Below are 15,467 nucleotides of genomic sequence, written 5' to 3'. Positions count from 1 at the left end.
CAAAAATAACAGAAAAAACCGCTGGTTTCAGCTTGAAATTTACAAAATGTTTCTCGAAAATCCCGTTAATAACAAAGAACAATTTGGTTGGATCGAAGTTATCTGTGGTTCTATGTTCTCTGGTAAGACTGAAGAACTGATTCGCAGACTGAAAAGAGCCAAATTTGCCAAACAAAAAGTCGAAATTTTTAAACCTGCTATCGATACAAGATATCACGATGAATTCGTCGTATCTCATGATTCTAATGAGATTAGGTCTACGCCTGTACCCTCTGCAGCACATATCAGATTATTAGCTGATGGATGTGATGTGGTAGGAATAGATGAAGCCCAATTCTTCGATGAAGAAATTGTCAGAGTATGTAATGACCTTGCGAACTCGGGCATCAGAGTGATCGTAGCGGGGCTAGATATGGACTTTAAAGGAAATCCCTTTGGACCAATGCCTTACCTAATGGCTACTGCAGAGTATGTGACTAAGGTACATGCTATCTGTACTAGATCAGGAAATCTAGCTAATTATAGCTTCAGAAAGGCAGCTAGTGAGGATATCGTCATGCTAGGAGAAACACAAGAATACGAGCCGCTGAGTAGAGCAGCTTTTTTCAATGCACTGAGAGGTGTAGATATATCAAAATCAGAAAAACAAAATACAATACCACCAGAACAAATAGAATAATACTTTAACGACTACCACACCTATGAAAAAAATAGCTCAAATCTATATCGACTCTTACAAAGGTCTATCATCAGCATCATGGATGCTAGCAATTGTAATGTTAATCAATAGATCGGGGTCCATGGTATTGCCATTCTTAGGTGTATATATGACGAAAGAACTTCACTTTAGTCAAGAACAGACAGGGTATGTATTAGCTTGTTTTGGGGTAGGTTCTATTATAGGAACTACAGTAGGCGGATGGGTAACTGATAAGATAGGTAACTATAAAGTACAGTACTTGAGCTTAATAGGTAGTATTCCAGTATTTATCATGTTACCACACTTCACGTCTGTAGTCAGTCTAGCACTGATGATGTTATTACAGAGTGCAGTCAGTGAAATGTTTAGACCGGCGAACTCTGTAGCCATCACCATGTATGCTAAACCTGAGAATATCACCCGTGCCTTCTCTCTAAATAGAATGGCAGTGAACTTAGGGTTCTCTATAGGGCCTGCTATGGGAGGTATTCTAGCTGCGATATCGTATGCGCTATTATTCTACGTGAATGCTACTGCTGCATTTCTAGCAGCTGTCGTATTTATTTATTTCTTTAGAAATAGAAAGACGAACAAAGAATTATTATTAGAACAAGAAGATATCACTGAGCTGAATGAGATAGAAGATGTCTCTAATAAATCTCCATATAAGGATAAGATGTTCTTAATATACAGTGTATTTTGTACGTTATACTCTATTGCCTTCTTACAACTATTAAGTACACTACCTATATTCTATGAGAAAGCTGTGGGGCTAGATGAAGTAGAAATAGGGCTTATCTTAGGGTACAGTGGTCTACTAATCTTCTTAACAGAGATGTTATTAGTGCATGTCGCAGAAAAATTCTTTACGATCAGACAGACTATCTTCTACGGGGTTATGATTAGTGCCTTAGGATACGGAATGTTAGCTTTTGACCACAGTTATATCTCTATCTATATATCGATGACGATCTTATGTGTCTCTGAGATGCTAGCAATGCCATTTACCTCTACGGTGACAGCGATGCGTGCTGGTAGTAAGAATAAAGGTGCTTATATGGGCGTGAATGGGTTGACCTTCGCTATCGGATTTATTATTTCACCTATCCTAGGGACAAAGGTAGCTTCTACACTAGGATATGATGTCTTATGGTTAGGTACAGCTGCATTAGTAATCATAGCTGCTCTAGGGCTAAACTATTCTGTCAAAAAAATGGCTGAAGAATAAACATTATAGTTTCTTCTCCATTTTTAAGAATGTATACAGCCCACCATTAGTATAATTCTCAAATTTACCTACGCTAGCGTATCCAAGGTTTTGATAGAAGTCAACTCCTAAGGTATTAAACTTCGCTACAGCAACAGTTATTTTCTCCACAGCTTTTCGCTTGTGTAGAGCTTCTTCTGCATACTGTATAATCTCCCTCCCATATCCTTTATGAAGGTGGATCGGGTTGATACCTAATATGACTTCTGCTGTATTATGATCTACTAAGTCATAATAGAAGTAGGCTATAATATCCTTCTCTCGTGGAGTACGTACACTGAAGGTATTCTGTCCTCTTACATTCTCGTCTAAAAAATCGTGTAAGTCCTCTAAATCTGAGGTCATATTATAAAAGCTCAATATTCCTTCATACTTCCAATTATAAGCTATTTCTACTGCCTCCTCTTGTGTTAAGACTTCAAAAAATAAAACTTTCTCTTTCATTATTCAAAATATGTTAAAAAACCTTTCTTATTTAACAACTGCTCTATAAAGTTCTATAGAAACAAATATATTTGTGACTAGATGAATCTTTATAACAGACATATAGCCTGGCTACTCATTATCATTTTTGCCTTATTCGGCGCAGAGAAGATAAACTTCGCTGTGGAGCAGACTTGTGACAAAAAATTAATGTACTGTCCTACTGCTAATATGTATGTGTACACTGTGTATAAAAACACATCACACTCATCTAATCCTGATACGAAGGATACTGATACACATAAAGTAACTACAATAGCCTGCGAAACTTTCTTTATTAATCAATTAGAATTAGCAGTCTATACAAAACAAAAAGTTACTTATCACTACAGTCCCTTCTATTATAAACATGTCATCCATTCAACACCATATATACCCTTAGTAGATCCTCCTCCTATAGTATAGTGTTCTTTATTCTTATATAACGACCACATTTCTATTATACACTATACAAAGATAAGCTTAGGCACATAGATTAAAAAGATACTTTTTCTTAACAATTTAGTATAATAATCAAATATTTAACATACAGTATCCTTTCTGATATTATTTGTTTTACTACATTATCGCATTCTTCTGTATTCTACAACAAAAAAAGAGCCAAAACACAATGTCTTAGCTCTCTTTAACTACGGTAAGGTAATATAAAAAATCTCAACAATATTTCTATTCATTGAATTAGTTTATTTCTAAGTGGAGGTATCCCGTTTTCTTAATCATACTAGATCCTCTATCATCTTTATACTCATAAGAGACAATATAAAAATAGGTACCTGTCGGCAATAGTTCATTCTTCTTTATCGTCACTCGACCATCAGAATAGCCTCTAAACACGTTACCATTACTATTATAATTTGCAGTCTCGTATACCTTAACACCCCATCGATTAAATATTTCGACACGGTTATTTGGATATCGTTGGATATTGTCTATTCTGAAGTAATCATTATCTCCATCACCATTCGCACTGACGAAGTTATAGATCACTACATCTCCCTTCAGCATTTTATCAGTTCTCACTGTCCCTAGTGTAAAGAAACCGTACTTCTCTAATGATGTAGGTGTAGTCACAGTCTTATTCTCTAAGTCTACTATCCCCCCTTCATCTACCCATAACTGCTCTATGGCATCCCATCTCAAAATATGCAAATTATCAGTTGCATGCTCATAAATCTCTTTAGGGGTGGTACGCTCATCCCAAGTAAGTGTAAGCACAATATTACTCGCTGTGGTCTGTGAATGTTCTATCAGCCAATATTCTCTCGTATTAATCTTATCAACTATCCCAGAACCTGCCTTACGGACTTTGAAGAACTGCTTATCGTCTAAGCTATATTTTCCCACGAAGATATCTTTCTGATGCTTAGAAGCAGATATTATTGCTTGTCTATAGAATCCTTTATCTCCTTTAGGATAGGTGAACTCCTCATTTCCTTCTTTCTCTACTTCTCCCTCGATATGAGAAATATCGCTGACATGAAGAACCTTAGATTTATTTAAGAAAGTAAAAGCTCCCTGAAGAGAATCTACCTTAGCGATAATACCCTGAGTGAACTCAACTGTACCCGCAATACTCACAGATGTCTTGATATCAAAAGATCTTTCCTTTATAGGATTATTTAGAATCAAAGTATTAAAATGAGTTCCTGTATGTCCTTCTATAGTTTGTTTCGCAGTTCCGATAAGAAAGGTCTTTCCTTGAGGGATATTTCCTTTATAGTCAAATATTTTACCATTATTAACAAGGTCACGATGTAAGTAAAGCTCACCGTTATTTTTAAAATCTCCTTCTCCTTGGTTCTCTAGCGTATAATATACAGAGACCGTAGAACCTGGTTTAATATAAAACATACCTTTATTCACTGCCTGACTATAAATTATAGTTGGTAGCATCACTATACACAGTAGTAATCTCAAATATATCTTCATTTCTTCTATAGCTAGTATTAGTCTTTCACTACGAATATGATATTCATTATCGTACAGTCTGTAGCTGCTGCCTTTACATCATAAGTCATCACACCTTCTTTAGATATTGACTTTATCGTAAATACATCTGTATCATAACTCGTCACATAATAGTATAAGTCTGTCGGCTTCTCAAAATAAGGGATACCTGTAGTAGGAGCTCCTTCACTGACAAAGTGATTACTGTTCTGTAAAGAGAATTGCTTCTTATATTCTTCAAATAAGTTCATCGTTTGTCCTATTCTGTCTTCTGAAGTATCAAATACAATAGAAGGCATATAGAAGAACTTCACTGCCTTATAATCTTTGGTTACCATTTGTTGCCATTTCGTTCCATCATTATAATAGAACCCTACGACTACATCATTCTCTGCCTTCGTGTTATACACAGTCATACCCGCTACGTGGGCACTTAAAGGCTTCGCTAGTGTAGTGGATGTAAGCTCTACTCTAGGTAATAATAACCCCTTATCAGCAGACTCTACTTCTAGCATGGCATCCTTATTTATATCTGGTGATGTACCAATCTTAGTTTGTGCAAAACTTAGAGCGCTGAATAGCACAGCAAGCATTGCGAAATATAATTGCTTCATCATTTATCTTTAAGTAATTGAAAAAAAAGTGCGAGTCTCAATACAAGACTCGCACAGTGTGGTGTGAGTTGTTTGATTATTGTTTGTTTGCTTGTCTATATTGTATATAACTATTCTGTAAACTCTACGATTACATTATAGTTCCCTTCTCCAATCATGATATACTGGTTACCAGATCCGATATTAAAGTTTAAGGTACTACCACTCACTTTAATATCTGTAGTAGCTGTGGTCTTCAGCATCTCTCCTTGTAATACTTGGATGCTTACTACTGACCCTACTGTAGCCCCTGCAGGAATAGCCACTCCTGATGTTCTAGCGGAGTTAGCTTTAGCGATATTAGTAGTCCCAATGAACTTGTAAACCTTCTTATTATTAATCGTATTCCCAGTGAAGATTACTTTACTATTATGAACATCGATATGATCTCCTAAGATATTCTTGATCTTATCCACATTATTCGTAATATAGTTCGTGATAAAGTCAAAGCTGATTTCTTTCTTCGCTCCGTTATCTTCTATCGTATAGAATACTTCTTCTTTATCGTCTGTTATCTTTCCGTAGTACACATTCCCCCCTTTATTAATAAACTTAGAGATTAGATCCCCTACCTTATAAGTAACATCACCCTCTTTTACCTCTTGGTTTAGAATATCACTAAAGTTATTTACGATATCACCTACTACATTTACTTCTGTACCTCCTGTAGTATCTCCGGTAATATCAGCAACAGTCTTACCTGCATTACTAGCCAAGAATACCTTTACTGCTTCTTCATTGAAATATTTATACCCTACAGTCTTTCCATTTTTCACTACTGGTACTACTACTGTAGTCGTCTCTGTATCTGCTACTAAATCTTTAAGGTTAATAGTCTCATACTTGCCATTGTTATAAAATTGGAACTCCCAATTAGTATTTGTACCATCCCCAGTATTCTTATAGATTACGTTACCATCTACCTTCGTAGAGATACTCTTAATTAACTCTTCAATTGTATAATACTCACTAGCGCTTCCTTCTTTTAGGACAGTCGTTTTACTATTAAAGAAGTTCGATACATTAGAAGCGATTTCTCCTACTACATCTATTGTAACTACTCCATATGCGTCATTAGGCACATCGTTCTCAGTCTTTCCTTCATTTCCTTTCTGAGCTAACCAATTCTGAATAGTTGTCTCTGAGAAGAAAAGGAATTTCTTTGTCTTATCAGTATCAGATACTGCTACTTCACGGAAAAATGTTTTAGTCTCTTCTTTTAATACTAGATCTTCAAAGTCTACATTGGCTGTCTCATACTTATTATCAACTGTGTTATAAACCACATATTTAAACTCATTCTTCACTGGGTCAAATACAATAGTAGAATGCCCTTCTTTAGCAGCATCTTTATTGTCAGGATTAGTCGGTACGATATAGTTAATTACATTCTGGATGTTCTTAACGTCTCCTTCTAATTTTGTCACATTATTATCTAATCCATTGATAACTGTAGTTAGTTCCGCTTTACTCACTATTCTATTCCACTGTCCTCCATCTTCTGTTGTCCAGTAATAGAATCCTTTTAATATATCTTTAGAAGTATCTTCATTAAGGTTATAAATCAATAAACTCTCTACTTGGGTTCCATCTATCGGTGCAAAAACCTTTAAGTCTGATAAACTTACACGTGGAATCAATACCCCTCTGTGGCTAGAAAGAATTTCAAGTTCAGCTGATGTTTCAGGATCTGGTGTACCAATACCTACCTGTGCTGATGCTGTATAAAACGTTCCTAAGAAAGCGGCTAAAATGATAATTTTCTTCATGATTATAAATTCTATTTAATATCTGTATTGTTTTGTTATTTTGTCTTTTTACTTGGTAACATCGAGTTAGAGAATATTCCTTCTCTAAATCCTCTAAGAAAGGCCAGATCATAGATCACAGATGTACTACACCCTGTCAAATTAGTTATGGTTAATCTCACTTTACCTTTCTTATTATGCCAGTTCTCTCCATTGACTTTGGCATCTTTAGGAAAGGTTATCGTCAGCGCCCCTGTTCCTGGTTTAGTAATAAATACTCCTCCTTGTTGTTTAACGATAGGCTTATCGTTCTGATCGAATATTACCTTGTTATCCTTATCTCTTTCTAATATTGTTACTCTAATCTCTACTTCTGGATTATCTACTGTAGCAAAAGGAAACGCCTTCCACTCATTCTCTGTATCTAATAGATACTCCCAGTCATATCGCTGTATCTCTCCTGTCACTACAGGGCTAAGCTGTAATGGCTGTCCCCCTTTAATGTTTACTTGATCTACTACTGTAGTCTGTTTCCCTTTGTGATCCTTAGCGACTACACGTTCTATAGAAGGCAGACTGTTTATCTTAATCTTAATCGGAGTTCTAGAGCCAATGGTACAGCCATTTCGAACAGCCTGCACATATACTATAAACTCATCACCTACTTTATAATGCTTAGACAGGTCTATCGTGAACATATCTCCTACTGCTGGCAGTCTAGTCGTCCCTTTCTCAGAAGTGTACACTTCATAACTCGTACAGTGACTATTCTGTGGTTGTATTCTCAACGGTTCTCCTTCACATAACTGGAGAATCTGTTCTAATTCATAACCGTACTGATCTGTCTCTATCTCCATACCTACTTCTACCCTAGGAACTAGATCTACATTATAGATATGAGTAAAATCTCCTAATACTCCTACAACTGAGCCATACGATATCTTCACTCTATCAAAAGGTTCTGTAGAAGGAGCTACTATAATTCTGTATCTATCTCTACCTCCTATACCTAGTAATCTCAAGCGAAGCGCTCCATTAGACTCTGTAAGTGGTTCGCCCACTTTCTTATCTCCTAAATAGCGTTGAATCTTAAAGCCCTTGACTAGTTCTAAACTCAGTACTCCAGGGTTCTTATTCTCTGCTGTAATATGCAACTCATCTCCTGGTAGAGCAGTCTGTTTAAACACGACTGTTAGACTCGCCATATTCGCTACTGCTACTCCTCTTGCTATTACTGCATAACTGTTAGGATCATCATCAACAGCATTCCAAGGATGGCTAACAGAAGCTGTGGCACTCGCTACTCCTAATCCTATATCTTCTACTCCGTGGAGTACGTCTAATACATTGGGATTAATATTAGGTAATACAGCTGCACAACTAGGACTCTCTACTTGCTTCGTCACATAAGCCCCATACACCTTAGCGTTCTGAGCAACACCTACTGTAGACCCTAAGACAACTTGTACTCCTCTATATTTCTGCGGTCCTTTCTTATTCGATGGTACGAATGTATATTCTAACACATTATCTGCTGCTAACAGATCTACTAGTCCTCCATCTACTCCTTGTAACGTTCCTATCTTCTTCCCATTTGCATCAAGTCCTACTACTGTAATACCGCCTAGGGCAACTAAACCACTGTATTCTTTACCTAACTTCACTGTCACTGGAGTTCCTGCGGCTTGGTCTTCCTTGAAGTAAATATTCTGCCATGTAGTACCTAATCCTAATAGTCCTAGTCCTACCGTGATTGTAGAATAAGTATCTGGTCGTCCATCAATAGAATTACTCTTATTAGATACTCCTCCCGTTAGAGCAGAATACCACGCTGTATAATCTGTTGCCCAGTATCTCTCATAAGTCGGTGGACAGTCTTCGTTATTAAATACATTGACTTGAATATTCTTGATATCCGAACATCCATTAGCACTCTCAGCAACTACCGTATAGTTATATACTCCTGCTTGGTTAAATACCTTAGGGCTCGTTCTATCTATAATCTCTTCTCCATTTGTGTCATACCAAGTGATTATATCTCTAGCATTATCAGTTATTAAAATTGGCAATACAAAAGAATCTCCTACATTCAAAGTATAGCTTAGAGCATCAGAATTATTCTTCAGTTTTAACTTAGGTATGGGATTTACATTAATCTTCACTTTAGCAGATTCTTCTGAGCTCACACCCTTGATAACATATACTACACTGTACTCTCCAGACTCTGTAACTCTAATGCTCTCTATAGGCAATAACTCCTCGATTATTCTATCTTCTAAGTCATCTCCTACTTCGCGTACCTTAAATAAATTACCGTCTTTAAACCAGCGGTAAGACTCTACAGTACCAATAGTAGTCAATGGCTTTTTAGCAGTTAGTATCGCTTCATCTCCTTCACAGATTACGCTTACATCTGATGAGATAGAAGGCTTAGGATGTGGTTTGCCTACAATATTCGTATGTGCTATAGAACGAATCTTCGTAGGATCTACATACGGTAATTTTAGATTACTTACATCTAGATGAGCTTCATTAGATAACACTCCTAAACCAGGGTAGCCTATCACTGTTCCATTAATAATGACTCTAGATGAAGAGTGAGCGTCTAGGTTCACTTTCCAATTCTCAATACTCTTCGCACTATATATACTAGGAATATTAGAAGGAGGTGTCAAGGTGTTTTTATAATTACCTCTATTATCAAAAAAAATCTCGTCTACTCGAAAGAATTCTTTTATAGAGGATAAATAATCATTCAATTTGAAGTCTTTGTACAAATCAGATGAGTGGTTAGACATCTCTAATGTGTAGCTTAATTTATCTCCTTTTTTTGCTTCTAATAAATTGACAGATTTGTTAATCATTAATCCTTCAGGAGTTGTAACATTTAAATCTCTTATCTCGTGAATATTGACAGCTGCCCCTGTAGAAGCTGCAAAGCCAATCTTCAATGTTTCAAAAGGTAACTCATCATATTTATAATCTAATACTTCTACAAATCCTCCACTATATTCTGGCTGTACACGTACTTTAATATGGAACTTCCTTTTAAGAGCGTAAGTTCCATCAGATCTCTTCTTGCTTCTATCTTCTTCTAAGATAGGTTTCATCTCGATCTGTACTCTTCTATAAAAGTTATAGTCATCAGGTCTAGAGTATATAAATTCAGAATAATCAATATTTTTACCTCCCGGTTTCTTTATATGTGTCAGATACCTAGCAGTTGTTCTGAGGTCATTTGTAACCTTACCTCTTAATACAACACTTTGGGCAAACGAGCCATTCGTATTTGGCCTTCCAACAGCTTCATGAGTAAAATTACCATACTCATCAAGTCCTACAGCGATATATCCCCCCGTTACACCATATGTATTATTGCCAGACCCATAACCCAATGAACCACCATAACTACCTAATTTAAACCTTCCCTTAGGAATACTCCCATCGTATAGAAATACAGAAATACCATCTGCTCCTCCTCTTATAGTTCCATTTCTTGTACGCCAAGATTTATATTCAAAGTCAATTAATACTCCTCTATCTGAAGGAAAGCTCTCTTCTATAATAGCATACCCCTTCTGATTCATTCCATCAGAAGTAAGTCTTAGCCATCCTTCTCCAGAACGATCTTGTCCTCGTGAAGCTGTTAGTATAGCATGATCCCCTAATACTACTTTGCTATTCACTGTTTGATGAGTAAAACTTTCTTGTATTGTAAACTGTGCATATAAAGGAGATAACTGCCCTAATAAAACACATAGTACAAACGCTAAAACATATCTATACTTCTCTAACATATTACCAATAACAATCACATTTACAATAACATAATAAACAAAACACTATTTTTTTTAGACAAAGATTTCCTTGCTGATACTCTACATGACATCAGATATTTAGAAAATAGAAGTCCACACCTTATACAAAGTGTTTAAAATCCCATTAAACTTGATTGTGATTTACAACTGAGAAATAGTTGTTGTTTTTATGATACTATTATTCTTTTTCCTTTTCTACTCTTTTTATTTGAGAATACATACTCAAATCAATTATTTAAATCTTAAATTAATAATATAAAAAACAAATATTACTAACCGTCACTATAGTTAAAAACAAATATTAAGCCATAATTGTTTTTTATGAAAAAAAATCACCTATTGTGATACATTACTTTCCTCAACAACTCATAACTACCTGTAATAATGCTTATTACATATTACAAAAAACACTCTATTTTTGTGCAAATTTACTCAAAACAGTTCATCATCCTAACCTTTATTACAACACAAAGCAGAATACAATTCCTTAAAAGCAAGTGAAAAATTATTATTTTTTGATAAAATATGATTTAATAATTAAATTATAAGAAAGTGAACAAGGTATCATTATCCATAAGCTCTTTTTACTGCTAAATTAAAACACCTAATATTCACATTATGTGACTGTTAAATTTATATCAAAGAAAGGAAACTCAGAAAAATAAGGCATTCTAATCTTTATTTACTATTTTTAAAATAAAATTATTAACCATGAACCAAGACCATAATACACCTTTTATAACAGAATCTATTCAAGATAAAGTAGCAACTATATCATTTTATAGTCCAGCTAGTAACTCATTTCCAAGTTCACAATTAGAAAAGCTAACTAGTATTATTACCAAACTTAGTAGCAATACTCATATTAATACAATCATTCTAAAAAGTGAAGGAACAGGAGCCTTCTGTGCAGGGGCTTCCTTTGATGAACTACTTTCTATTAAAGACACTACTACAGGACAGACTTTCTTCTCTGGCTTTGCTAATGTAATCAATGCAATGCGCAAAAGTCCGAAGATATTTATCGGTCGTGTCCATGGCAAAACTGTAGGAGGAGGAGTAGGACTAGCTGCTGCATGTGATTACTGTTTTGCAACAACGAATGCTTCTATTAAACTATCAGAACTAGCCATCGGGATAGGGCCTTTTGTAATCGAGCCTGCGGTCTCACGCAAAATAGGTAAAACAGCCTTCACAGCAATGTCTCTTGCAGCACATGAATGGAAAACGGCTACTTGGGCACAAAATCACGGATTGTATAGTGAGGTGTATGATACTGTAGACAGACTTGACTTAGAAGTAGAGACTTTCGCTACTAAGATAAGTTCATATAACCCAGAAGCTCTATATGAAATGAAGAAAATATTCTGGGAAGGAACAGACCATTGGACAGAATTATTACATCAACGTGCTGAAATATCAGGCAGACTAGTATTGTCAGAATTTACAATAAATGCGCTTAACCAATTTAAGGCTAAATAACATATCTCATCCTTCTAGAACAATATCTCTAGAAGGATTTTTTATATATAAACACCATTATTCTTAAAAATAAAACGCAATACATCAAAATTAAATAAAAACACGTCAATATAAAAGCTTTTTACTTACAATAATCATCTCTTTATCAATAATGTTAATTTTAATTAACTCATTGTACTATATTTGCTAAAAAATATAAAACTATGAAATCACTAAAGTACTTACTTCCAATACTTTTAATCGCTTGCAAAGCTGTTGCTTCAGAACCGCTAAAGCTAGATGATTACAGAGATAAAGGGAGGTACAGTACCTCACATTATGAAGGAGGTTTTCTAAGTCATTTAAATATTGCTGCCGGAGTTTCTACATTAGGATTTACCATAGAAGCAGCGACTCCTATTAATTCAAGTTTAAAACTTAGAGCAGGATTAGATTATTTTGAGTTCAATTCTAAAAAGTACGATGTAAACTTTGATGATCAAGAAGGAATACTACACGAAGCCTTTGGTTATACACCTACTTATGAAATGCATGGTAGTATAAAAGCTATTCATGGACACGCACTAGTAGATTATTACCCTTTTAGAAAAGGAATATTTCATCTTACTGCGGGTTTCTATTTAGGAAGTACTAAACTTGAAGCGGATGGACTATTAACAGATGGTAATGGTACCCCAGCTGAACTAAAACCTGGTCATGACTGGCCTATAATAGAGTTCGATGGCAAAGAACTAGCAGTAATAGATGGTAAGATAAACGCAGAGCTAACATTAGGTCAAGTAATCAAACCATATATAGGTATTGGATTAGGAAGAGCTGTTTCTAAAAAACGTTTAGGAGTTAAGTTTGAACTAGGAGTATTATACCAAGGAGACTATACTTTAAAACAAAACGGTAGAACAGTTGCTTCTACAAGCGACCTTAATGCTTCAATAGAAGATGCAGATAAAGTAACCAAATGGCTAAAACTATGGCCAATGGTAAACTTTCAAATTAATTACCGAATATTCTAAAATATCATGAAATTAAAGCATATCACAACAGTCATCTTATCTTGCTTATTCATCTACTCTACAAACTCTTATGCACAAGAAGAACCCACTGAGAATACAGCAGTTAATCTTGTAGAAGAAGTAAGTCAAGAGAAAACAATAGATGAACAACAACCTAAGCAAGACAAAAAGAAGAAAAAGAAGTCAGGACCTCCTACCTTACCTCCCAATAATTCTACAGCTTACTTACTACATGTAGGTGAAGACGAATTCGTGAGAGATAATATAGCGAAGCACTACTCTGACCAACGCTTCTATGAATGGACATTAAGTGCAGGAGTATCTACGATGGGGCTAACACTAGAGGCATTGACTCCTATTAACAGCTATTTAAAACTTAGAGGAGGTATAGACTTATTCTTCTATAATTCTAAGCATTATGAAGTTGGTATTGATGACCCTAATAACATAGGGCAATATCTAGAAAAAGGTAAACCTAACTTAAGAATTAAAGGTAAAAATCACATGATACATGCTCACACCTTAGTTGACTTTTACCCTGTCCCAGATGGTTTATTCTTTCTTAGTGGGGGTTTCTACTTTGGGCAAAACAAAACAGCCTTAGACGGGTATTTAATTGACGTCTATGGTAATAGAGCAGAATTAAAAAAACAATATGCCGAATGGCCTGATTTAGACTTTCAAGGAAACCAAATCAAGTTAAATGAAGGGAATATGAAAGCTGATGTTACACTCGGTAGTATCATCAAGCCTTATCTAGGGATAGGAATAGGAAGAGTGGTAACGAATAAAAAACTAGGTTTTTCATTTGAACTGGGGATTATGTACCAAGGGGACTATGAACTAAAACAAGATGGAAGTAAAGTTCACTTCGATCTTGATAACGACTTTGAATACAACGAAAAAGGAGAGAAATGGTTAAATCGTATTAAATGGTGGCCTAAAGTATCCGTCCAAGTTAGATATAGATTATTCTAAACTCAGTCATCTCTTTAAGGATAAAGAGAAAAGGCTACGCTAAATATAGGAGGTCAACTATATTTTTGTGTACCTTTGCCAAAATTTTTAGTTATGCCTAAGATTAGAATTACAAAGCAATTCACATTTGAAACAGGACATGCCTTATATGGTTATGATGGTAAATGTCGTAACGTACACGGTCATAGTTATAAGCTAGCTGTTACAGTTATTGGAACTCCGATAGAGGATACTAATAATGTGAAGTATGGTATGGTTATAGATTTTGGAGACTTAAAAAAAATAGTGAAAGGAGATATCGTAGATGTATTCGATCACGCTACTGTTTTCAATAAAAATACCCCTCATATAGAATTAGCAAAAGAACTAGAAGAACGCGGACACCACGTTATTCTTGTCGATTATCAACCAACTAGTGAAAACATGGTTATTGACTTCGCTCAGAAGATAAAAAGCAAATTACCTGAAGGGATAGAACTATACTCATTAAGATTACAAGAGACAGAATCATCATACGCTGAATGGCATCAATCAGATAATTTATAGGACTTGAGTTTTACAATTAATACAGATAAGAGTATATACTTCGCTTCTGATCAGCACTTCGGAGCTCCTACTCGAGAGAAAAGTCTTCCTAGAGAAGAGTTATTCTTACAGTGGCTACGCGAGAAAGAAGATGATATGGGCGCCTTATTCATACTAGGAGATTTATTTGACTTCTGGTTTGAGTACAAGACTGTAGTACCTAAAGGTTTTGTAAGAATACTTGGTAAGTTGGCTGAAATCAAAGATAGAGGCATTCCTGTTTTCTTCTTTGTAGGAAACCACGACTTATGGATGGATGACTATTTCCAGACAGAACTAGGAATACCAGTATATCACGAGCCTAAAGTGTTTGACATTAATGGTAAGAAGTTCTTTATCGGACATGGAGATGGACTAGGACCTGGAGATATGGGCTATAAGAGAATGAAGAAAGTCTTTACCAATCCTTTCTCTAAATGGCTGTTCAGATGGTTGCATCCAGACATCGGCGTTAGACTTGGTTCTTACCTATCTGTTAAGAATAAACTGATATCAGGTGATGAAGACATTAAATTCTTAGGAGAAGACAACGAATGGTTAATCCTATATGCTAAACGCAAATTAGAAACCACTCACTATGACTACTTCGTTTTTGGGCACCGTCATTTACCAATGATTATAGATCTAAATGATAAGTCTAAGTACATCAACCTAGGAGATTGGATTAACTACTTCACCTATGGTAAATACGATACTAGTCTACATCTAATAGAATATAAGAAAGAGCTTGCTGAAGCTAAACAATAACAAAAAACGCATACTGATCAGTATGCGTTTTTTGTTATCTCTTTTA

General features: G+C 35.4%; 13 protein-coding genes. 8 read left to right on the top strand and 5 right to left on the bottom strand.

From position 1 onward, the window contains the following. Positions 1-46: 46 nt before the first annotated feature. Positions 47-679: a thymidine kinase gene (locus E0Z07_RS06400; protein ID WP_006257652.1), complete on the top strand. Its 633-nt coding sequence runs from the start codon at positions 47-49 to the stop codon at positions 677-679. A 22-nt stretch (positions 680-701) separates the two neighbouring features. Further along, complete coding sequence (locus E0Z07_RS06395) at positions 702-1,928, top strand: MDR family MFS transporter (protein WP_006262609.1); 1,227 nt, start codon at positions 702-704, stop codon at positions 1,926-1,928. A 3-nt stretch (positions 1,929-1,931) separates the two neighbouring features. Here the strand turns inward: E0Z07_RS06395 and E0Z07_RS06390 are convergent, their stop codons facing one another. Next, complete coding sequence (locus E0Z07_RS06390; protein ID WP_006257655.1) at positions 1,932-2,411, bottom strand: GNAT family N-acetyltransferase; 480 nt, start codon at positions 2,409-2,411, stop codon at positions 1,932-1,934. An 81-nt stretch (positions 2,412-2,492) separates the two neighbouring features. Between E0Z07_RS06390 and E0Z07_RS06385 the strand changes: the two genes are divergently transcribed. Further along, positions 2,493-2,855, top strand: a complete 363-nt coding sequence (locus E0Z07_RS06385; protein ID WP_006257656.1) for a hypothetical protein — start codon at positions 2,493-2,495, stop codon at positions 2,853-2,855. A gap of 273 nt (positions 2,856-3,128) precedes the next feature. On the opposite strand, the gene E0Z07_RS06380 is transcribed toward E0Z07_RS06385, so the two are convergent. The 4 genes from E0Z07_RS06380 to E0Z07_RS06365 form a co-directional block, all read right to left on the bottom strand. After that, the gene (locus E0Z07_RS06380) at positions 3,129-4,379 is read right to left on the bottom strand and encodes a gliding motility-associated C-terminal domain-containing protein (protein WP_131540486.1); all 1,251 of its coding nucleotides are present in this window, start codon (positions 4,377-4,379) and stop codon (positions 3,129-3,131) included. Between the two features lie 17 nt (positions 4,380-4,396). After that, complete coding sequence (locus tag E0Z07_RS06375; protein ID WP_131540485.1) at positions 4,397-5,014, bottom strand: hypothetical protein; 618 nt, start codon at positions 5,012-5,014, stop codon at positions 4,397-4,399. A gap of 107 nt (positions 5,015-5,121) precedes the next feature. Next, positions 5,122-6,819 carry a hypothetical protein gene (locus E0Z07_RS06370; protein WP_131540484.1) on the bottom strand — a complete coding sequence of 566 codons (1,698 nt, stop codon included), beginning with the start codon at positions 6,817-6,819 and terminating at the stop codon, positions 5,122-5,124. 35 nt (positions 6,820-6,854) lie between these two features. Next, on the bottom strand, positions 6,855-10,595 hold the full coding sequence (locus E0Z07_RS06365; protein ID WP_131540483.1) for a lectin-like domain-containing protein: 3,741 nt from the start codon (positions 10,593-10,595) through the stop codon (positions 6,855-6,857). Positions 10,596-11,327: 732 nt separating this feature from the next. On the opposite strand from E0Z07_RS06365, the gene E0Z07_RS06360 reads away from it, so the two are divergent. From E0Z07_RS06360 to E0Z07_RS06340, 5 genes are all read left to right on the top strand, one after another. Continuing rightward, positions 11,328-12,098, top strand: a complete 771-nt coding sequence (locus E0Z07_RS06360; protein WP_131540482.1) for an enoyl-CoA hydratase/isomerase family protein — start codon at positions 11,328-11,330, stop codon at positions 12,096-12,098. A gap of 203 nt (positions 12,099-12,301) precedes the next feature. Further along, positions 12,302-13,111 (top strand): hypothetical protein, encoded by an 810-nt coding sequence (locus E0Z07_RS06355; RefSeq protein WP_071307112.1) that lies wholly within the window; start codon positions 12,302-12,304, stop codon positions 13,109-13,111. 6 nt (positions 13,112-13,117) lie between these two features. Beyond that, the gene (locus E0Z07_RS06350; protein WP_006257663.1) at positions 13,118-14,089 is read left to right on the top strand and encodes a hypothetical protein; all 972 of its coding nucleotides are present in this window, start codon (positions 13,118-13,120) and stop codon (positions 14,087-14,089) included. Between the two features lie 93 nt (positions 14,090-14,182). After that, positions 14,183-14,635: a 6-pyruvoyl trahydropterin synthase family protein gene (locus E0Z07_RS06345; RefSeq protein ID WP_006257664.1), complete on the top strand. Its 453-nt coding sequence runs from the start codon at positions 14,183-14,185 to the stop codon at positions 14,633-14,635. Between the two features lie 3 nt (positions 14,636-14,638). Beyond that, positions 14,639-15,421 (top strand): UDP-2,3-diacylglucosamine diphosphatase, encoded by a 783-nt coding sequence (locus E0Z07_RS06340; protein ID WP_006257665.1) that lies wholly within the window; start codon positions 14,639-14,641, stop codon positions 15,419-15,421. Positions 15,422-15,467 lie beyond the last annotated feature (46 nt).

Source organism: Myroides odoratimimus (assembly GCF_004337635.1).
Lineage (GTDB): Bacteria > Bacteroidota > Bacteroidia > Flavobacteriales > Flavobacteriaceae > Flavobacterium > Flavobacterium odoratimimum.
This window is presented reverse-complemented; position numbering and strand designations above follow the sequence as displayed.